Here is a 20,348-nt window from a genome sequence, read left to right on the forward strand (position 1 = left end):
AGGCCAGCCATGAACCATACCTACCGCCTGGTCTGGAATCCAAGTACGCAACGCTACGTACCCGCCCCGGAAACCGCTCGCGGCCGTGGCAAGAGCAAGGGCAGGGCGGGCCGCGCACTCGCAGTGCCCGCCGTCGCGGCGCTGGGCGTGGTCCTGTCGCTGCCTGCCTACGCCCAGGCGCCCGCGGCCAACGCGCTGCCCACCGGCGGCTCGGTCGTCGCGGGCCAGGCCGGCATCAGCCAGAGCGGCAGCCGGATGACCATCCAGCAGGGCAGCAACCGGGCCATCATCGACTGGACCAGTTTCAACATCGGCAGCAACGCCACCGTGCGTTTCGAGCAGGCGAGCAGTGCTTCCGTGGCGCTGAACCGCGTCGTCGGCGGTGACGCCAGCCGGATCCACGGGCAACTCACGGCCAACGGCCAGGTCTGGCTGGTCAACCCCAACGGCGTGGTGTTCGGCCGCGGCAGCCAGGTGAATGTGGGCGGACTCGTCGCCTCCACGCTGGGCATCGCCAATGAGGACTTCCTGAACGGCAAGTACGCCTTCACCCGCGGCAGCGCCACGGGCGGCATCGTCAACCGGGGCACGATCACGGCCAAGGACGGCGGCCAGATCGCCTTGCTGGCGCCCACAGTCAGCAACGATGGCGTGCTGGTCGCGCGGCTGGGCAGCGTCGCCATGGCCGCGGGGGACAGGATCACGCTGGAGAGCGGCGTCAACGGTCTCCTGCGGGTCGAGGTCGAGCCTTCCACCGTCCGGACCTTGATCGAGAACAGGCAGCTCGTCGTGGCCGACGGCGGCCAGGTCATCATGACCGGCAAGGCGGCCGATGCGCTATCGGCCAGCGTGGTGTCCAACACGGGTACGCTGCAGGCTCGCACGCTGCAGGAGAAGGACGGACGCATCCTGCTGCTGGCCGACATGGGCAACGGCACCGTCCAGGTCGGTGGCACGCTGGACGCCTCCGCGCCCGGGGGCGGCGACGGCGGCTTCATCGAGACCAGCGGCGCCCGGGTGCGGGTCGATGCGGGCACCGCAGTGACCACCGCCGCCAACCATGGGCAGACCGGCGTATGGCTGATCGATCCCACCGACTTCACGATCAGCGCGGGCAGCGCGGCCCAGACCGGCAGCGGCATCGGGGCCGACACGCTGGCCCAGGCGCTGGCCGGCAGCAACGTCACGCTGCAGACCGCCAGCGCCGGCAGCGACGCGGGCGACATCCACGTCAACGCCGCCGTCGGCTACGACAGCACCAGCACGCTAAGCCTGGTGGCCGACAACGACATCCACATCAATGCCGCCATCACCGCCACCCACGGCGGCCTTACGCTGCGTGCCGGCAACGACATCGGCGCCAGCGCCGCGGTCCAGGTGGACACTTTCACGCTGCAGGCCGGCAACTGGAGGCAGGTCGGTGCCCTGGCGGATTTCTCGGCCAACGACTTTCGCCTCGAAGGCGGCAGCTTCGTGCGCGCCACGGGCGGCGACGGTGGCACCGCGAACGCCTACCGGATCGCCGATGCGTATGGATTGCAGGGGATAGGCACGCTGCTGTCTTCCCACTACACGCTGGCGGGCAACGTCGATGCGAGCGGTACCGCCACCTGGAATGACGGCAAGGGCTGGGATCCCTTGGGTGACCGCGACACGCGGTTCACCGGGAGTTTCGATGGCAACGGCCATACGATCACGGGGCTGACGGTCAACCGCGGCAGCGAGAGTTACGTGGGCTTGTTCGGCGTCATCGCCAGCGGTGCCAGTGTGCGCAACGTGGGCCTGGCGGACGCCCGGGTCACGGGCTCCGACAGCACGGGAGCCCTGGCGGGCGAGAACTACGGCAGCATCGGCCGGGCCCATGCCACGGGAGCCGTGACAGGCAGGACCTCGGTCGGTGGACTGGTCGGCTACAACGGCGTGGGCCATATCGACACCTCCTATGCCTCGGTGCAGGTGAACGGCAATGGAGGCAATGCCGGTGGGCTGGTGGGCGACAACCTGGGCACCATCAGGACCTCCTATGCGACGGGCGATGTGGACGGCAGCGGGGACAGGACGGGCGGACTGGTGGGCAGCAACGGGGGGGCGGGCGGCATCAGCGATGCCTATGCCACAGGCAATGTCACGGGCAATCATGTCGTAGGCGGTCTGGCGGGAGAGAACCGCGGCGCCATCAGCAACAGCTATGCAGCGGGAACGGTCGCGGGAAGCGGGGGAGTCGGTGGGTTGGTTGGGCGTCCGGAGTTCATGAGTTCCGTCTCCCGGTCCTACTACGCCACGACTGACGCAGCCGGTGCCGCCATCAACAACGGTGGCGACAGCGGCAATGGCTGGAGTGGCAACGGCCAGGGCGAGGGCAAGACCCATGCCGAATTGATGGATGCCTCCACCTACGGCGGCTGGAACGCCGGCACTACCTGGCAAGTGGCGGGCGGCGACACGGTGGAAGGCTACGAGATGCGCCTGCCCACGCTGATAGGCGTTACCCGCGCCGAGGACGTGACGAGCCGCACGTTGTTCGCCGGCGGCTGGGGCACGGCCGCCGACGCCTATGGCATTACGAGCTGGCAGCAACTGGCCGATGTCGGCCATGTGCTGGGTGGCGGCTACAGCTTCAGCTTGAACAACGACCTGGGGCAGGACAGCACCGGATACAACCTGCTGGCCGGCAGTACGGCCAACGGTGGCCTGGGCTGGGACCCCCTGGGTGATCGCGACACGCAGTTCACGGGGAATTTCGACGGCAATGGCCACACCATCGCGGGGCTGGCCATCAACCGTGGCGGTGAGGCCTATGTGGGCCTGTTCGGCGTGATCGCCAGCGGCGCCAGTGTGCGCGACGTAGGCCTGGTCGATGCCCAGGTGACGGGTTTCGACAGCACGGGAGCCCTGGCGGGCGAGAACTACGGCAGCATCAGCCTAGCCCATGCCACGGGAACCGTGGCGGGCAGAACCTCGGTCGGTGGGTTGGTGGGCTACAACAGTACGGGCGGCAAGATCGACACCGCCCATGCCTCGGTGCAGGTGAGCGGCAGCGGCAATATCGGCGGACTGGTGGGCGACAACATCGGCACGATCCGGACCTCCTATGCCACGGGCGATGTGGCGGGCCAGGACCAGGTCGGCGGGCTGGTGGGAGTCAATGGTGCCGGCACCATCCGCAATGCCTATGCGACGGGCAACGTCACGGGCGAAAGGTATGTGGGGGGGCTGGTCGGCGACAGCATCATGAGCACCATCAGCAATACCTATGCCACGGGCAAGGTAACGGCCAACATGTTCGCGGGCGGATTGGTAGGCGTTCCGGATTCCCTGGGCTCCATCACCCACTCCTACTACGCCATTACCGACGCGGCCGGCGCGGCCATCAACAACGGCGGTGTCATGGACGGCGACTGGCGGGGCAACGGTACGGGTACGGCCAGGACGCTGGCGGAGCTGCGTCAGGCCGACACCTTCGCGTCCTGGGGCGCGGCCATCGACGACCAGGGGGGAACGGGTGCCACCTGGCGCATCTACGACGGCCACACCACGCCGCTGCTGCGCGATTTCCTGCGAAGCCTGACGGTGACGGCCGACAGCACCGGCACCTTGGCCAGCCAGACCTACGACGGCAGCGCGGCCAGCCAGGGCACGGGCCATACCGCCAGCGTCGCGGGAGCCCAGGTGGAAGGCAGCCTGGCCTACGTCACCCATGGCAAGGACGCCGGCACCTACAGCACGGTGGACGATACGCTCCTGCTGGGCGGGCTGTACTCGAACCAGCAAGGCTACGACATCAGCTACGACACGAGCACGGCGGCCACGCTGACCATAGACAAGGCCTCGATCGTCGTCAGCGGCATCACGGCCGGAAACAAGACCTACGACGGCACCACCCGCGCCACGGTCGATGCGACGGGCGCGACCTTGGCGGGCCTGGTCGGCGGCGACCAGGTGACCCTCGACGCCTCCACCGGCATCTTCGGCGACAAGAATGCAGGTGCAGGCAAGACGGTCGTGCTGAGCAATACCTACTCGGGCGAGGATCTGCGGAACTACGTCATCACCGATCAGGCTACGGCCACGGCCGATATCGGCAAGGCGGGGTTGACCGTCACGGCGAACGATGCGTCGAAGACCTATGGGCAGACGAGCGGCCTGAATGGCTACACGACCCGTGGTCTGGTCAATGGCGACAGCGTCAGCGGCGTGGCGTTGGCCAGCAGCGGTAGCGCCGCCACGGCCAACGTGGGCACTTACGCGATCGTGGCGAGCGACGCCGCTGGCGTGGGTCTGAGCAACTACGACATCACCTATGTCGATGGGGCGCTGGCGGTCAATAAGGCCGGATTGACCGTCACGGCGAACGATGCATCGAAGACCTATGGGCAGACGAGCGGCTTGAACGGCTACACGGCCAGTGGGCTGGTCAATGGGGACAACGTCAGTAGCGTCGCCCTGGCCAGCAGCGGCAGTGCCGCGACGGCCAACGTCGGCAACTACGCGATCGTGGCGGGCGACGCGAATGGCGCGGGGCTGAGCAATTACGACATCACCTACGTCGACGGCACGTTGACGGTCGACAAGGCGGGGTTGATTGTCACCGCCAACGATGCCGGCAAGATCTACGGGCAGGCGAGTGGTTTGAATGGCTACATGGCCAACGGTTTGGTCAATGGCGACAGCGTCAGCGGCGTGGCGTTGGCCAGCAGCGGCAGTGCCGCGACAGCCAACGTGGGTGACTACGCGATCGTGGCGAGCAACGCCGCTAGCACGGGACTCGGCAACTACGACATCACCTACGTCGACGGCACGCTGACGGTCGACAAAGCCGCGTTGACGGTCACCGCCAATGATGTGTCGAAGACCTACGGGCAGACGAGCGGTCTGAATGGCTACACGACCCGCGGTCTGGTCAATGGCGACAGCGTCAGTGGTGTGGCGTTGACCAGCAGCGGTAGCGCCGCCACGGCCAACGTGGGCACTTACGCGATCGTGGCGAGCGACGCCGCTGGCGTGGGTCTGAGCAACTACGACATCACCTATGTCGATGGGGCGCTGGCGGTCAATAAGGCCGGATTGACCGTCACGGCGAACGATGCATCGAAGACCTATGGGCAGACGAGCGGCTTGAACGGCTACACGGCCAGTGGGCTGGTCAATGGCGACAGCGTCAGCAGCGTGGCGTTGGCCAGCAGCGGCAGTGCCGCGACGGCCACCGTCGGCAACTATGCGATCGTAGCGGGCGACGCGAATGGCGCGGGGCTGAGCAACTACGACATCACCTATGTTGATGGGATGCTAACCGTAGACAAGGCGGGTCTGACCATCACGGCGAACGATGCATCGAAGACCTACGGCCAAACGAGCGGCTTGAATGCTTATACGGCAAATGGATTGGTCAATGGCGACAGCCTCAGCGGCGTGGCCTTGACCAGCAATGGCAGCGCCGCCACGGCTAATGTGGGCACCTACGCGATCATGGCGAGCGACGCCGCTGGCGTGGGTCTGAGCAACTACGACATCACCTATGTGGATGGCGCGCTGACGGTCGATAAGGCCGGACTGACGGTCACGGCGAACGATGCGTCGAAGATCTACGGACAGACGAGCGGCTTGAATGGCTACACGACCAGCGGTCTGGTCAATGGCGATAGCGTCAGTGGCGTGGCGTTGGCCAGCAGCGGTAGTGTCGCCACGGCCAACGTGGGCGACTACGCCATCATTGCAAGGGGGGCCGACGGTACCGGGCTCGGCAACTACGACATCACCTACGTCGACGGCACGCTGGCGGTCGACAAAGCCGCGTTGACTGTCACAGCCAATGATGCTTCGAAGACCTACGGGCAAACAAGCATCCTGAATGGCTACATGGCCAGCGGTCTGGTCAATGGAGATAGTGTCAGTGGCGTCGCGCTAGCCAGCAACGGCAGCGCCGCGACAGCCAATGTCGGCAACTATGCGATCGTCGCGAGCGAGGCGAATGGCAAAGGTTTGAGCAACTACGACATTACCTATGTCGATGGGATGCTGGCCGTCGACAAAGCGGGTCTGATCATCACGGCGACCGACACATCGAAGACCTATGGGCAGACGAGCGGCTTGAATGCTTATACGGCGAATGGACTGGTCAATGGTGACAGTGTCAGCGGCGTGGCGTTAGCCAGCAACGGCATCGCCGCCACGGCCAATGTGGGCACCTACGCGATCGTGGCGAGCGACGCCGCTGGCGTGGGTCTGAGCAACTACGACATCACCTACGTCGACGGCACGCTGACGGTCGACAAAGCCGCGTTGACGGTCACTGCCAATGATGCATCGAAGATCTATGGACAGACGAGTGGCTTGGGTGGATACAGGGCCAGTGGTCTGGTCAATGGCGACAGCGTCAGTGGCGTGGCGTTGGCCAGCAGCGGCAGCGTCGCGACAGCCAACGTGGGTGACTACACGATCGTGGCGAGCAACGCCGACGGCACGGGACTCGGCAACTACGACATCACCTACGTCGACGGCACGCTGACGGTCGACAAAGCCGCGTTGACGGTCACTGCCAATGATGCATCGAAGATCTATGGACAGACGAGTGGCTTGGGTGGATACAGGGCCAGTGGTCTGGTCAATGGCGACAGCGTCAGTGGCGTGGCGTTGGCCAGCAGCGGCAGCGTCGCGACAGCCAACGTGGGTGACTACACGATCGTGGCGAGCAACGCCGACGGCACGGGACTCGGCAACTACGACATCACCTACGTCGACGGCACGCTGACGGTCGACAAGGCGGGGTTGATTGTCACCGCCAACGATGCCGGCAAGATCTACGGGCAGGCGAGTGGTTTGAATGGCTACACGGCCAACGGTCTGGTCAATGGGGACAGCGTCAGCGGCGTGACCTTGGCCAGCAACGGGAGCGGAGCGACGGCCAATGTCGGCAACTACGCGATCCTGGCGAGCAACGCCCACGGCACGGGGCTGGGCAACTACGACATTACCTATGTCGATGGGACGCTGACGGTCGATAAGGCTGGACTGACGGTCACGGCGAACGACGCCTCGAAGACCTATGGACAGACGAGTAGCCTGAATGGCTACACGACCAGCGGCTTGGTCAATGGCGATAGCGTCAGTGGTGTGACGCTGACCAGCAAGGGCAGCGCCGCCACGGCCCTCGTGGGCAATTACGACATCGTCGCCCGCGATGCCACCGGCGTCGGCCTGAGCAACTACGACATCACTTATGTCGATGGTAATCTGGCCGTCACTGCGCACGATGGGTTGGCGCCCGCCGCAGGCGGGGTCTGGAAGTCGGCGCAAGACACCCTGGGGGAGGAAGACGAACGCAGGGCGCTCGCGAACAACAAGCCGTTCCTGAGTCTGGCGCCTGGCTATATTCGTTTATGGGGAAGCAACTAAACCCTTTGGGGAGTTGACATTCTTCAAAAAATCATGCAATAATTACTTTCTTCGCTGCAAAAACACGTAGCAGTCGAAGCGACGCGGGAATAGCTCAGTTGGTAGAGCGCAACCTTGCCAAGGTTGAGGTCGCGAGTTCGAGACTCGTTTCCCGCTCCAAATTATGATCGACAGGCTTCTGCCGAAGTCCGTCGGTCCTTGAAAAAAGGAGCTTCGGCTCCTTTTTTCATTCCAGGTACCCGGCGAAATCCGTCCATGCCGGTTTGAAGAGGTTTGAGATACTCTGCAAATAAGGGTTACCATCATCCGATGGCTATAACCCCCTGGGACAGCATATCCGTTGTTTCCGAGCCCGGCGGTGGTCATGCGTGGACCTCACGGAGTTTCCCGGAAGCAATGCACACCAGCCCTCGCCATCTCATCATCGCCGCCGCGCTGCCGCTGGCGGTCTCCCTTGCTGCCGCCATGCCCGCCAGCGCCGTCCGCGCCCAGCAGGCGCCCGACGCGGGCCAGACTTTGCAAGAGTTGCGCCCGCGCTTGCCGCAGCCGATCACGCCTCCCGCATTCAAGCTCGATGCTCCCATGGTCGAGTCCGTCGCTCCGGGCGGGCCCCAGGTTGCCGTTACTTCCATCACCATCGACGGCAACACCTCGATCCCGTCCGCGCAGCTCCAGGCGCTGGTGGCCGATGCCACGGGCCGCCGCTACGATCTTGCCGGCCTGAAGGCCCTGGCGGACCGCATCACCGATCATTACCGACGCGCCGGCTACCCGTTTGCCCGCGCCCTCGTTCCGGCCCAGGCGCTGGACGGCGGCGCCTTGCGCATCCAGGTGCTCGAAGGGCGTTATGGCCGGGTCACGGCGTCGGGAGAATTGGCCGGCCAGGCCCAGCCGTGGCTGTCGGCCCTGCGGCCCGGCCAGGTCATCGGCGGCCGCGAGCTCGAACGCAGCATCTACCTGCTGTCCGACCTGCCCGGTGTAGCGGTCGACCCCGTCATGGGGCCCGGCTCGGCCGTGGGCGAAGGCGATCTCGACGTCGGCGTGGCCATGGCCCGGAAATGGGGCGGCCAGGCCAGCGTGGACAACTACGGCAACCGCTACACCGGCGCCGGGCGAGCCGCTCTGGGCCTGTGGGGCAACAGCCTGTTCACCTTCGGCGACCGTGCCACCCTCGACGCGTTGCTCACCACCGAAACCATGTGGCTGGGCGCCCTCGGCTACGAGGCCCCGCTGGGCACCAGCGGCCTGCGCGCGGAGGCGCGTTTCGCCCACACCCGCTACGAACTGGGCAAGGAATTTTCGCCGCTCAATGCCAGCGGCAGGGCCGATATCGCCTCGGTGGGGCTGTCGTATCCGCTGTGGCGGGCGGCCTGGGGCGGGGTCACGGCCGGGCTGCTCTATCAGCACAAGACACTCAGGGACAACATGGAGGCCGCCGACAGCCGTACCAAGGCTTCCAGCGACAGCGTGCCTTTCAGCCTGCGCTTCGATGCGCGCGACACCCTGTTGGCCGGCCTGGGCGGGCTGACCTACGGGCAACTGAGCTGGACGCCGGGCAAGCTGCACCTGGGGTCGACCTTGATGGCGGCGGATCAGGCAACGGCGCGCAGCAATGGCTCCTTCCACAAGTTGAATCTGGACGTGGCGCGCTTGCAGCAATTGCCGGCGAACCTCAACCTGTACGCGCGTTTCATGGCGCAGTGGGCGAACAAGAACCTGCATTCGTCCGAAAGCTTCGGGCTGGGGGGGCAGGGCGGGGTGCGGGCGTATCCGCTCGGCGAAGGCTATGGCGATGCGGGCTGGCTGCTGCAGACCGAACTGCGCTACCCGATCGGCAACGTCACGCCCTACGGTTTCTTCGACATAGGCCGGGTGAAAGTCAACCAGGATCCCTGGGCGCCGGGCGAGAACACCCGGACGCTGTCGGGCATGGGCTTCGGCCTGCGGGCGATCATGCAGAAGGCGTGGACGGTGGACGTGAGCCTGGCCTGGCGCACGCACGGAGGCAAGCCGCGATCCGACACGCGTGACGCGCGGCCGCTGGCATGGGCCAGCCTGGCTTATCGCTTTTGAGAGAGACCTATGAAACGCGCAAGCCTGAACCATACGTATCGCCTGGCATGGAGCGAGGCCCGGGGAGCCTGGGTGGCGGTATCGGAGATCGAGAGGTCGCACGGCAAGCGCGGCGGGCAGCGGCTGCGGCGGTTGGCCGAGGCGGGCCTGCTGGCGGGATTCCTGGGAGGCGGCTTGTTGGCAGGGGCCGCACCGGCGTGGGCGGGGGGGCCCTTGCCCACGGGCGGGCAGGTTACCTCGGGCGCCGGCGTCATCCACCAGAGCGGTCCGGACATGACCATCACCCAGTCCAGCGCCAGGCTGGGAATGGATTGGACGAGTTTCTCCATCGGCAGCGGCAATACGGTCCGCTTCGTGCAGCCGGACGCGAGCTCGGTGGCCGTCAACCGGGTCACGGGCAGCGACGTCAGTTCGATCCAGGGGGCGCTCAAGGCCAACGGGCAGGTATTCCTGTCCAACCCCAATGGCATCGTGTTCAGCCCCACGGCCCAGGTGGACGTGGGCGGGTTGATCGCCACCACGCACGCCATCTCCGAGAAGGACGGCAAGTACGTCCTGCAAGGCCGTAGCGGGGCCGGCGTCGTCAACGAAGGCATGATCCGCGCCGCGGACGGCGGCACGGTGGCGCTGGTGGCGGCGCGCGTGGTCAACCGGGGCCGCATCGAGGCCGCGAAAGGCAACGTGTTGCTGGGCGCGGGAGACCAGGTCACGCTGGACCTGGGCGGGCCGGTCAAGATCAAGGTGGACGAAGGTGCGATCGACGCGCTGATCGAGCAGGGCGGCGCGATCCGTGCGGACGGCGGGCGGGTATACATGACGGCGGCCTCGGCTGGCGCGTTGACGTCCACGGTCATCAACCATACGGGCGTGACCGAAGCGCGCACCCTGTCCACGGGAGAAGACGGCAGGATCGTGCTGCTGGGCGGCATGGAAAAAGACCGCATCGAGGTTGCCGGCACGCTCGACGCGAGTGCGTCCGCCGGGGGCGACGGCGGCTTCATCGAAACGAGCGCGGGGCGGGTGCGTATCGCCGACGACGTCCGCATCACCACCAAGGCGGCCAGCGGCCAGAGCGGCACCTGGTTGATCGACCCGGTGGACTTCACCATCGCCGCCAGCGGCGGCGACATGACGGGAGCCGCACTCGGCGCTCAGTTGGGCAACGGCAACGTCACGATCGAATCCAGTACCGGAACCGCTGCTGGCGTCGGCGACCTCAACGTCAACGACACGGTCGAGTGGAGCGCCAATACGCTTACACTCACCGCCGCCAACAACATCAACATCAACGCGACGATGACCGCCGGCGGCACCGCCGGCCTGGCGCTGAATCCGGCTACCGCCAATGGCTCCGATACGGCCGTTGCCGCGGGCACGGTGAACGTCATGCCGGGCCTGGGGCGGGTGGATTTCACCGGCACCGGCAACAGCCTGAGCATCAAGGGCACGCCCTACACCATCGTCGCCAGCCTGTCCCAGTTGCAGGACATCGGCGCTGACCTGGGCGGCCACTACGCGCTGGGCCGCGACATCGACGCCAGCGCCACGGCGGGCTGGAACCCGGACGGCAGTGGCGGTTTCCTCGGTTTCGATCCCATCGGAAAAGAGGGCCCTGACGTGGGTTTCGGCGGTGTTTTCGATGGCCTGGGCCATACCATCGACGGACTGACCATCAATCGTCCCGGCACCGACAACGTGGGCTTGTTCGGTTACCTCGCCGACGACAGCATCGTTCGCAACGTGGGTCTGAGAGGCGGCTCGACCTATGGCCGCAACAATACGGGCGCCCTGGTGGGGTACTCCCGGGACGGCCTGGTATCCCATGCCTATTCCACCGGCAACGTGCGCGGCGAGAACAACGTCGGCGGGTTGATCGGTTATCTCGTTAATAGGGCGGATCATGTGTATGCCACCGGCGACGTCGAAGGCAGCGGCAATGTCGGCGGGTTGTTCGGGGCCGGCGAGAATTCGGCCCTTCGGTATGGCTATGCGAGCGGCAACGTCCGGGGTGGCCATGCCGGCGGGCTGGTAGGGGGCGTCGACTCGTTCTCGTTGTGGTACAGCTACGCGACCGGCGACGTGACCGGAACCCGATCGGCCGGTGGTCTGGTGGGGCAATACCAGCACGGTACCGTGTGGTATTCCTACGCCACCGGCAAGGTGGCGGGCGGGTTGACCGGAGGCCTGATCGGGGACAGCGACTACGTTACCGTCATCGGCGGTTATTGGGACATGGACAGCACCGGCCAGTCGCAAGGCTGCGGTTCGAGCATCGGTTGCTCCGGCGCCGGCGCCGGACTCGTCGGCCTGCGCACGGCGGATGCCTTCAGGCAGGCCAGCTACGAGAACTTTCGCTTCGGCAACGACTGGTACATGGTGGAGGGCTCGACCCGCCCCTTCCTGATGTTCGAATACGCCACCTCCATCGGCAACGCCCACCAGTTGCAACTGGTGGATCTGGATTTGTCGGCCCGCTACACGCTGGCCCACGATATCGATATGTCGGTGGCCGACGGCTCGCGCGCATCGGGCATGTGGAGCAGCCAGGGGTTCAATCCGATCGGCGCCTACGGCCCCGGAGGCCCCGCCGCCGCCTTCACCGGTACCTTCGACGGGCGGGGCCATGTCGTCAGCGGCCTGAGGATAGCCCGGACGGCAGACTACGTCGGCCTGTTCGGTCACCTGGGCAGCGGCGGCGTTGTGCGCAACATCGGCCTGGCCGATGCCGCCGTTGCGGGCGGCCGCTATACCGGCGCCTTGGCCGGCGCCAACGAAGGAGCGATCGCCAACGTCTATGCGACAGGTACGGTGGAGGGCGGCGACGATACCGGTGGTTTGGTGGGCCATAACTTGAACGGCACGATCACCAGCGCCTATACGGCAAGCACCGTGGCGGGCGGCGACAACACCGGCGGCCTGGTGGGCCGTAATTCGAATGGCGAGATCGCCGAGACTTACGCGACGGGCAAGGTGACGGGCAGCGGCGCCCGCGGCGGTTTGGTAGGGATGAACGACGGCACGATCGCCCGCAGTTTCTACGCGACCACCGATGCCGACGGCAACCCGATCAACAACGGATCGGCAGGGGGCAATCCCGAAGGCGTGACAGGCAAGCGGCTGGACGAGCTGCGGCAGCTCGCCACGTTCACCGAGGCCGGCTGGAATATTTCCGACCGGGGCGGCGAGGACACGGCCTGGCGCATGTACGAAGGCGGCACCACGCCTTTGCTACGAAGCTTCCTGACGGCGATCACGGTGACCGCGGCCGGTGGCGGCAGCAAGGTCTACGATGGCAATACGTCGGCCAGCGGGTCCTATACGCAGTCGATCGACTCAGCGGTCCTGGACGGCACGGCCGTCTACGCGCTGGACGGCAAGAACGCCGGCAACCGCACGTTGGGCGTGTCCGGCCTGTATTCCGATCAGCGGGGCTATGACATCAGTTTCGTGGGGGGCGATTACACGGTCACGCCCAAGGCGCTGGCCGTCGAGGGATTGTCGGTCGATGGCAAGACCTATGATGGCACCACCGCCGCCACGTGGACGGGCGCAACGTTGTCGGGGGCGGTGGCGGGCGACGAGGTGGCGCTGGACGGGCGTGGGGTGACGGCCTCGTTCGCCGATGCCGAGGTAGGCGCCGGCAAACCGGTAACGCTGCAGGGCAGTTTCGGACTGGGCGGGGCGGATGCCTCGAACTACACGCTGATTCAACCAACGGCAGCGCTGTCGGCCGATATTCGGCCCTCCGCCTCGCCGCGGCCAGCCGAACTGGATCCGAAAGCCGCTGCGGCGATCACGAGCGCGCAAAGATCATGGCCGGATCTGCAAGCCAAGGACAGGCCATGGGCCGTGTCCGCCAACGTCGAGCAGGGGCGGGAGTTCGGAGAAGCGGTAACGGTCAGGGGCAGCGGCATCCGGTTGCCGTGATACATCGGCAACCCTTGGCGGCAACGCCTACGTGAGGCCGGGGCTCTCCAGTATCGCCTCCAGTTGCCCAACGGCCGCCGCGGCGTCTGCGGCCGTCGCGAAATTGGCGAACCCCATCAACAAGCCCCCTTGCATGGACTTGCGCATCCGCCAGTCGCTCAGCGCCTGGACGGCAAGCCCGGCGTTCTGGGCGGCCATGGCTACCGCCCTGTCGCTTTGTCCGCCGGGTAGATGAGCCAGTATATGGATGCCGCCCGCCTGCGGCTGGACATGCAGGCGTGCTCCCGGTATCCGCGCCAGCGCATGGGCCAGGTGGCTACGCCTGGCTGCGTACAGGGGGCGCATCTTGCGCAGATGCCGGGCAAAGTGGCCCTGTTCCATGAAGTCGGCCACCATGGCCTGGGGCAGGACCGAGCCCGGGTCGGGCAGGTGGTTCACCATGTCCCTGAACTTTCCCGCCTGGGACGCCGGTACGACCAGATAGGCCAGCCGTAGCCCGGGAAACAGCACCTTGCTGAAGGTGCCGGTGTACAGCACACGTTCGTTGCGATCCAGGCTCTTGAGCGCCGGCAGGGGCCGGCCCTGGTAGCGGAATTCGCTGTCGTAGTCGTCCTCGATGATCCAGGCGCGACGATGATGGGCCCATTCGAGCAGCTCCAGCCGGCGTGGCAGGGACAGCGCCACGCCGGTCGGGCTTTGGTGGGTGGGCGTCACCACGGCGAATCGCGCATCGGCCGCGCGCTGCCGGCCGAAGCGCACGTTCAATCCTTCCTCGTCGACGGGCACGGGCGCCAGCCGCATGCCCGCGCGCTCCAGGAATTGCCGGGCAAAGATATACCCGGGATCCTCGTACCAGCCCAGGTCGCCCGCCTGCAACAGGGTGCGGCGCACCAGCTCCAAGGCGCCCCGATAGCCCGCCGTCACGAATACCTGCCCGGGCGTGCAGGCGATGCCGCGCGAAATGCCCAGATAAGCGGCAATGGCGCGGCGCAGCGGGCCGTAGCCTGCGGGGTCGGGGTAGGTCATGGCCACGGTTTCCAGGGTACGCAGCGTGTGGCCGGCCAGGCGCGTCCAGGTCTTGCGGGGGAACGCATCCAGCGCGGGCACGCCAAGCTGGAAGGGCAGCGTGCCGTGGTCCGGGGCGTACGGACGGGAGGAGGGGTCCGGAGGCGGCGTCGAGACCTTGGCGCGGCTGGTGTCGGCCAGGTTTCCCAGGCGCGGCGAGACCACCGTGCCCGCGGCGCCCCGGGCCATGAAATAGCCTTCGCCGACCAGCATCTGGTAGGCCACTTCGACCGTGCCGCGTGCCAGGCCCAGTTCGCTGGCGAGGCTGCGTACCGACGGCACCCGGTCTCCCGGCCGCAGCCTGCCGCTTGCTATCGCCTCCTGGTAGCGCCGGTACAACTGGAGGTAGATCGGCGCATCCTGTTCCCGGCTCGGCTTGAGGTGCCGCAGGTCCAGGCTCGATGTCCCACTCATTTTGCCAATTCTTGCACCTGTTGCTTAGGACATGATTCTCCTAAATTAACGGCTGCACGACAAGGACATCCCCATGAGCACGTTTCGATTACGCCTTCTGGACAGCGACCAGGACTACCAGGCCGGATTCTCCGTCATGCGCGAGCTGCGCCCGCACCTGGCCGATGCGGCCACCTTCACCGCGCAGGCGCGCCGCCAGGGCGAGCAGGGCTATCGTCTGCTGGGCGCGTGGCAAGACAATGAGGTCAAGGGCCTGGCGGGTTACCGCATACAGGAGAACCTGATATATGGACGTTTCCTCTACGTCGACGACCTGGTGGTGACGGCCGATGCCCGGCGCCACGGCGTGGGCGGCCAACTGATCGAGGCCGCGCGCGAAGAGGCCCGGCGGCAAGGCTGCGCGCATTTCGTGCTCGACACGGGCCTGGGCAATGCGCTGGGACAGCGGTTCTATTTCCGCCAGGGCTTGTTGGCCAAGGGCATGCATTTCTGCCAGCCGCTGGAGGCCCGGGCCTGAACGCTACATCGTTGTTTTCTATCGGAGATCTTCCATGAGTACCCTTCGTCTGTCCTATTGGACGCTTTCCCCCGAGGCCTATCAGGGCTTCATGGCCACCAAGAAAGCGCTGGAGAAGAGCAGCCTTGGCAAATCGTTGATCGACCTGGTCTGGCTGCGCATGTCGCAGATCAATGGCTGCGCCTTCTGCCTGGAAATGCATGCGAAAGCGCTGCGCGCCGACGGCATGCCGGAGGCCAAGCTGGACGCCCTGGCTGGCTGGCGCGTAAGCGGCCGTTTCACCGAGCGCGAACGTGCCGTGCTGGCCTGGACGGAGTCGCTCACGCACGTGGACCGGACCCATGCGCCGGACGAAGACTACGAGCCGCTCAAGCAGCACTTCAGCGACGTCGAGATCGCCGACCTGTGCTTTGCCATCGCGTTGATGAGCGCATTCAACCGGCTGGCGATAGGCATGCGGCAATAGGCGGCGCCAGGACAGGGCATGAAAATACTGCATATCGATTGCAGCCCGCGGCCGGTGTCGCACAGCCGCCGGCTCTCGGCCGCCATCGTCGCGCGCATGCGCGCCAGGCATCCCGAGGCGACCGTCGTGCGTCGGGATCTGGGCCTGGACCCCTTGCCGCATGCCGAGGCCGGCTACGCGGCCGCCTTGTCGTCCCCGGATGCGTTGGCGATGGGGCTCGCGGACGGCGCGATGCGCCTGTCGGAGCGATTGATCCAGGAAGTGGAAGCCGCCGACATCCTGGTCATCGGCACGCCAATGAACAATTTCACGGTGCCGTCGGTGCTGAAGGCGTGGATCGACCAGATCCTGCGCATCGGCCGTACGTTCTCGTCTTCGCCCTCGGGAAAAATCGGCCTGCTGCGAGACCGGCCGGTTTTCATCGGCATCGCGTCGGGGAGCGTGTTCACGGGCGAGCGGGCCAACCAGCCGGATTTCCTGACGCCCTACGTGCGGGCGGCGTTCGGCTGCATAGGCTTGAACACGCTGCATTTCCTGCCCTTGCAGGCGACGGCGTTCCTCGACGAAGACCGGCTCGCGGCAGCCAGGGAAACGCTGCTGGCGACGATCTGATGGGGGGTGGGCGGCGCGCAATGTGACAGCGAGGAAAAAAATCGTGTATAGTCTCGCTTCTTCGCTTTGCGCGCCGGTTTTTGGGCAGCGAGAAAGCGGTGAAAATGCGGGAATAGCTCAGTTGGTAGAGCGCAACCTTGCCAAGGTTGAGGTCGCGAGTTCGAGACTCGTTTCCCGCTCCAGAATTCCGATATCTGGCGCGCATCGCAGCCGGTGAATATCCAGAAAGGGGCCTTGCGCCCCTTTTTCCATTCCATCTTCCCCTTTCGCTACCTTGCCCGCGGCGGTCTCGTCTCCCGCCGCGCCTGCGCGCGTTTACGGAAAATATACGGCGCCCCCCGGTTTTTGAACGAGGAATTTATACGCCTTTCGGAATACTGAGGGCCGGTCATGTCCATCATCCCTTTCAAGTGGAAAACATGCGGCTCATCTCTATTCTTTCCCGCGGCAGCCTTGCCGCGCTGGGTTCCGCGGCCTTGCTGGCCGCCTTGCCGGCCGATGTCCGCGCGCAGTTGTCGGGCAGCGCGGCCCTGACCTCCGACTATGTGTGGCGAGGTTCGTCGCAAACGCGGGAACGTCCCGCGGTGCAGGCAGGCGTCCGATACGCCCACGAATCCGGACTGTATGCCTCGGTGTGGGGATCCACGGTGAAATTCAAGCCCGACAACGGCGCCTATGCGGAATTCGATCTTGCCGCCGGCTGGGCGGGAAAGCTGGCCCCGGACTGGGCGCTCGATGCTTATTTCCTGCGCTACCAGTATCCCTCGACGCAAGGGCATCCGAACTGGAACGAAGTCAATGCCGCCGTGACCTGGCGCGACCGCTACTGGCTGGCGGTAGGGCATTCGAGCAATGCCATGGCCAGCCGCACGACGGGCACGTATGCGCTGTTGGGAGCGCGCCATCCCCTGGGGAACGCATGGCGCCTCGAAGCCACGCTGGCCCGCTATTTCCTGGACGACGCGTACGCCGACAGCTACACCCACGCCTCGGTCGGCGCGGTATGGGCGTTCAAGCCTCCCTTCGAGTTGCGCCTGACCCTGCATGGAACCGATGCGGCCGCCCGGAGGCTGTTTCCGGGCATGGCGGGCACGCGCGGCGAGATCGCGCTGCAAGCGGCGTTCTAGGCCAGTTCCCCGCGCCGCTCGATGATGCGCGAGACCAGGCCATAGGCCACGGCTTCCTCCGCCGGCATCCAGTGATCGCGTTCGATATCCGCCAGCACCCGCTCCAGGGGTTGCCCGCTTTCGCGCGCGATGACGCGGGCGATGCGTTCGCGCGCCTTGACGATCTCGCGGGCGTGGATGGCGATGTCGCTGGCCGTGCCGCCCATGCCGCCGCTGGGCTGGTGGATCAGGAAGCGGGTTTGCGGCAGGCAGACGCGGCGGGCGCGCGGTGCGCCCAGATAGAGGTGGGTGGCGGCGCTGCCCACCCAGCCGGCGCCTATCATGTTGACCGGCGCTTCGATGAAGCGCACCACGTCGTGTATCGCGTCGCCCGACTCCAGGTGGCCGCCGGGGGACGACACCACCATGTTGATGGGAGCGTCGGACTCGGCGTCCAGCGCCAGCAGGCGGCGCACCGTTTCGGAGGCCGTGGCGTCGGTGATGGTGCCGAATACCAGCACCGTCCGCGTCCGGAACGCCTTTTCTTCCAGGAAGGCGCTGTTCTGTCCGGACACGGGCTGGGAAGCGTGGTCGGGATCGTTGGCAAGCATCGGGAGGTTCCTTTTCATGTTAGGTTCTGCAGGTAAACGAACGAGCCGCCCATAACGTGACATCCCGGATCTCCTCCCACCCCCTGGCAGACGACGAGGCGCTGCGCAAGCGATTGATCGCGCTGGCCCGGCGCTGGCTGGCGCATGGCGCCGAGGCCGAAGACCTGGTGCAGGACGCCTACCTGCGCACCGCGAACGGCACCTTGCCGCCGACCGAGGCGGGCCGGGAGGCGTGGCTGGTGACGGTGCTGCATCATCTGTGCATCGATTTCCTGCGCCGCCAGGGACGCTACCAGGCCATCCTGTCGCAGGCCGTCGAAGAAGCTGCGCAAGCGGCGTGCGCGGATTGGCCGCTGCGGCTGGCCGATCAGGCGCAGCGGGTGGAGGCGGCCTTGCACCACCTCTGCCGTACCCTGGCGCCGGGCGATGCGGCGGTGGTGTTGCTGTACGAAATCTTCGGATTCAGCCACGCCGAGCTGGGTGCCTTGACGGGCCGCAGCGAGGAAGCCTCCCGCCAGTACCTGCATCGGCTGCTCGCACGCCTGAGGTCCAGGTTGTCCGTCGACCGCGGCCCGGATGAAAACGAGCAGGAAGACGCGACATACCTGTTCGCGCTGTGCCGTCACGCCCTGGCCCGGCGCGATCCGGGCGGACTCATTGCCGTGCTGCGCGCGTGCCGCCCGCAGATGATGGCGGCGTTTGCGAACATCGGGGACGGCGAGCGCAAGGGCGGGGAGGTTTCCAGCGGAGCACGGCAGGTCCATGTGCGGAACCTGCTGGCCTGGAGGATCCTGGACGAAGCGTCCGTGTCCTGCGGTTGATCCTTGCCGGCGCTGCCGGGCGTTAGCGGATTTCCTGGATCGAATCGACGCGGTCGGGGTAGAACGCCAGGTATCCGGCGATCCGTGCCACGGCGGGGTGCGGCGACTCGTAGCTCCACGCGGCGTTCGCGGCGCGCGCGCCGCCGGCGGGGATGCTGTAGTAGGCGCAGTCTCCCTTGTAGGGGCAGTAGGTGGCATGCGCGGTCCGCTCGAGCAGCGTCATGTCGACGTCCTCGCGCGGTACGTAGTGCACCGGCGGATAGGAGGCTTCGCGCAGCGTCAGCGCACGGTGCGTATCGGCTACCGTGCGGCCGCCCGCCGCGACGACGATGCGCGCGGCATTCGGCGTGATCGTGATCGGATGGTCGGGGCCGGGAATCTTGACGGGCTGGTCGGTCATGGCTTGCTCCAGGAGAAAAGGCGCCGTGGATCGCGACACGACCTTCCCAGCTTAGCGCAGCTTTTATTCGAACCGGTTCTCCAGCGATCCGAGCCCGTCTATCTCGATGCGCACCTTGTCTCCGGACCGAAGGTATCGGGGCGGCGTCATGCCCATCCCCACGCCGGCGGGCGTGCCCGTGGCGATGATGTCGCCCGGATAGAGCGTGATGCCGCGCGAGACCGTCTCGATCAGGCTGGGAATGTCGAAGATCATGTTCTGCGTTTCGCCATCCTGGCGCAGTTCGCCGTTGACCCAGCAGCGCACCCGCGTGCGCGTGGCGTCCAGTTCGTCGGCGGTGACGATCCAGGGGCCCATCGGGCAGAAGGTGTCGAAGGATTTCCCCATGTCCCATTGGCCGTGGCGCATCTGCACGTCGCGCGCGGTCACGTCGTTGACGATGGTGTAGCCGAAGATGTGCCCGAGCGCGTCGTCGCGGGCGATGTTCTTGCCGCCCTTGCCGATGATGACCGCCAGTTCGGCTTCATAGTCGATCTGCTCGGAGATTCCTTGCGGAAGCTTGACGGGGGCGTCGGGGCCGATCACGCATTCGGGGACCTTGGTGAACACGATGGGCCATTCGTCCGTCCTGGCGCTGTTGCCCTTGAAGACGGAACCCGAGAGTTCCTTGGCGTGCGCGTGGTAGTTGCGGCCCACGCACCATAGGTTGCGGCGAGGCTTGGGCAGCGGCGCCACCAGCGTGACGGCCGACAGCGGTATGGGGTTGCCGGCCGGGCCGGGGAGGGAGTGCGCGCCGGCCTCGATCAGGCTCAGCGCGCCCAGGTGCGCCTGCTCCGCGGTAAGGGCGAAGGGAGTGACGGAGTCTTCCGTGGGCGAGATCTGGCCAACCCGTTGCTGGCCGTCGTGGAGGAAAGTCGCGATTTTCATGAAGTGGGTATCCGGTG

Annotated in this window: 12 protein-coding genes and 2 tRNA genes; 10 read left to right on the forward strand and 4 right to left on the reverse strand. The window is 66.3% G+C overall.

Annotated elements, in window-relative coordinates:
* The first annotated feature begins 9 nt into the window (after positions 1–9).
* The 4 genes from WKR98_RS15030 to WKR98_RS15045 all read left to right on the forward strand — a co-directional run bounded on the left by WKR98_RS15030 (position 10) and on the right by WKR98_RS15045 (position 13,392).
* On the forward strand, positions 10–7,392 hold the full coding sequence (locus WKR98_RS15030) for an MBG domain-containing protein (RefSeq protein ID WP_341433970.1): 7,383 nt from the start codon (positions 10–12) through the stop codon (positions 7,390–7,392).
* 83 nt (positions 7,393–7,475) lie between these two features.
* Positions 7,476–7,551: transfer RNA gene (locus tag WKR98_RS15035), tRNA-Gly, on the forward strand.
* Between the two features lie 237 nt (positions 7,552–7,788).
* Entirely contained in the window at positions 7,789–9,465 is a 1,677-nt protein-coding gene (locus WKR98_RS15040) for a ShlB/FhaC/HecB family hemolysin secretion/activation protein (protein ID WP_341433971.1), read from the forward strand.
* 9 nt (positions 9,466–9,474) lie between these two features.
* Positions 9,475–13,392 (forward strand): two-partner secretion domain-containing protein, encoded by a 3,918-nt coding sequence (locus WKR98_RS15045; RefSeq protein ID WP_124689795.1) that lies wholly within the window; start codon positions 9,475–9,477, stop codon positions 13,390–13,392.
* Between the two features lie 27 nt (positions 13,393–13,419).
* On the opposite strand, the gene pdxR is transcribed toward WKR98_RS15045, so the two are convergent.
* Positions 13,420–14,871: a MocR-like pyridoxine biosynthesis transcription factor PdxR gene (gene pdxR / locus WKR98_RS15050; RefSeq protein ID WP_370282381.1), complete on the reverse strand. Its 1,452-nt coding sequence runs from the start codon at positions 14,869–14,871 to the stop codon at positions 13,420–13,422.
* A 73-nt stretch (positions 14,872–14,944) separates the two neighbouring features.
* Here pdxR and WKR98_RS15055 point away from each other — a divergent pair, with 73 nt between their 5' ends.
* The 5 genes from WKR98_RS15055 to WKR98_RS15075 all read left to right on the forward strand — a co-directional run bounded on the left by WKR98_RS15055 (position 14,945) and on the right by WKR98_RS15075 (position 17,593).
* On the forward strand, positions 14,945–15,388 hold the full coding sequence (locus WKR98_RS15055) for a GNAT family N-acetyltransferase (protein WP_124689794.1): 444 nt from the start codon (positions 14,945–14,947) through the stop codon (positions 15,386–15,388).
* A gap of 34 nt (positions 15,389–15,422) precedes the next feature.
* Complete coding sequence (locus WKR98_RS15060) at positions 15,423–15,854, forward strand: carboxymuconolactone decarboxylase family protein (protein ID WP_124689793.1); 432 nt, start codon at positions 15,423–15,425, stop codon at positions 15,852–15,854.
* A gap of 18 nt (positions 15,855–15,872) precedes the next feature.
* The gene (locus WKR98_RS15065; RefSeq protein ID WP_124689792.1) at positions 15,873–16,466 is read left to right on the forward strand and encodes an FMN-dependent NADH-azoreductase; all 594 of its coding nucleotides are present in this window, start codon (positions 15,873–15,875) and stop codon (positions 16,464–16,466) included.
* A 106-nt stretch (positions 16,467–16,572) separates the two neighbouring features.
* A tRNA-Gly gene (locus tag WKR98_RS15070) sits at positions 16,573–16,648 on the forward strand.
* A gap of 237 nt (positions 16,649–16,885) precedes the next feature.
* Positions 16,886–17,593 carry a TorF family putative porin gene (locus WKR98_RS15075; protein WP_124689791.1) on the forward strand — a complete coding sequence of 236 codons (708 nt, stop codon included), beginning with the start codon at positions 16,886–16,888 and terminating at the stop codon, positions 17,591–17,593.
* Here the strand turns inward: WKR98_RS15075 and WKR98_RS15080 are convergent.
* Entirely contained in the window at positions 17,590–18,183 is a 594-nt protein-coding gene (locus tag WKR98_RS15080) for an ATP-dependent Clp protease proteolytic subunit (RefSeq protein ID WP_124692373.1), read from the reverse strand. The genes WKR98_RS15075 and WKR98_RS15080 overlap by 4 nt on opposite strands.
* A gap of 56 nt (positions 18,184–18,239) precedes the next feature.
* Between WKR98_RS15080 and WKR98_RS15085 the strand changes: the two genes are divergently transcribed.
* The gene (locus WKR98_RS15085; RefSeq protein WP_124689790.1) at positions 18,240–19,004 is read left to right on the forward strand and encodes an RNA polymerase sigma factor; all 765 of its coding nucleotides are present in this window, start codon (positions 18,240–18,242) and stop codon (positions 19,002–19,004) included.
* 22 nt (positions 19,005–19,026) lie between these two features.
* Here the strand turns inward: WKR98_RS15085 and WKR98_RS15090 are convergent, their stop codons facing one another.
* Together WKR98_RS15090 and WKR98_RS15095 are read right to left on the reverse strand one after the other, a co-directional pair.
* Positions 19,027–19,404, reverse strand: a complete 378-nt coding sequence (locus WKR98_RS15090; RefSeq protein WP_124689789.1) for a DUF427 domain-containing protein — start codon at positions 19,402–19,404, stop codon at positions 19,027–19,029.
* A 63-nt stretch (positions 19,405–19,467) separates the two neighbouring features.
* Positions 19,468–20,331, reverse strand: a complete 864-nt coding sequence (locus WKR98_RS15095; RefSeq protein WP_124689788.1) for a fumarylacetoacetate hydrolase family protein — start codon at positions 20,329–20,331, stop codon at positions 19,468–19,470.
* Positions 20,332–20,348: the final 17 nt, after the last annotated feature.

Origin of the sequence: Pigmentiphaga sp. YJ18 (assembly GCF_038066655.1) — a bacterium.
Lineage (GTDB): Bacteria > Pseudomonadota > Gammaproteobacteria > Burkholderiales > Burkholderiaceae_B > Pigmentiphaga.

Excerpts from the sequence above, each read along its gene's own strand:
- WKR98_RS15065 (WP_124689792.1), top strand. The coding sequence starts at position 15,873 with ATGAAAATACTGCATATCGATTGCAGCCCGCGGCCGGTGTCGCACAGC.
- WKR98_RS15075 (WP_124689791.1), top strand. The coding sequence starts at position 16,886 with ATGCGGCTCATCTCTATTCTTTCCCGCGGCAGCCTTGCCGCGCTGGGT.
- WKR98_RS15055 (WP_124689794.1), top strand. The coding sequence starts at position 14,945 with ATGAGCACGTTTCGATTACGCCTTCTGGACAGCGACCAGGACTACCAG.
- WKR98_RS15080 (WP_124692373.1), bottom strand. The coding sequence starts at position 18,183 with ATGCTTGCCAACGATCCCGACCACGCTTCCCAGCCCGTGTCCGGACAG.
- pdxR (WP_370282381.1), bottom strand. The coding sequence starts at position 14,871 with ATGAGTGGGACATCGAGCCTGGACCTGCGGCACCTCAAGCCGAGCCGG.
- WKR98_RS15095 (WP_124689788.1), bottom strand. The coding sequence starts at position 20,331 with ATGAAAATCGCGACTTTCCTCCACGACGGCCAGCAACGGGTTGGCCAG.
- WKR98_RS15060 (WP_124689793.1), top strand. The coding sequence starts at position 15,423 with ATGAGTACCCTTCGTCTGTCCTATTGGACGCTTTCCCCCGAGGCCTAT.
- WKR98_RS15045 (WP_124689795.1), top strand. The coding sequence starts at position 9,475 with ATGAAACGCGCAAGCCTGAACCATACGTATCGCCTGGCATGGAGCGAG.
- WKR98_RS15030 (WP_341433970.1), top strand. The coding sequence starts at position 10 with ATGAACCATACCTACCGCCTGGTCTGGAATCCAAGTACGCAACGCTAC.
- WKR98_RS15040 (WP_341433971.1), top strand. The coding sequence starts at position 7,789 with ATGCACACCAGCCCTCGCCATCTCATCATCGCCGCCGCGCTGCCGCTG.
- WKR98_RS15090 (WP_124689789.1), bottom strand. The coding sequence starts at position 19,404 with ATGACCGACCAGCCCGTCAAGATTCCCGGCCCCGACCATCCGATCACG.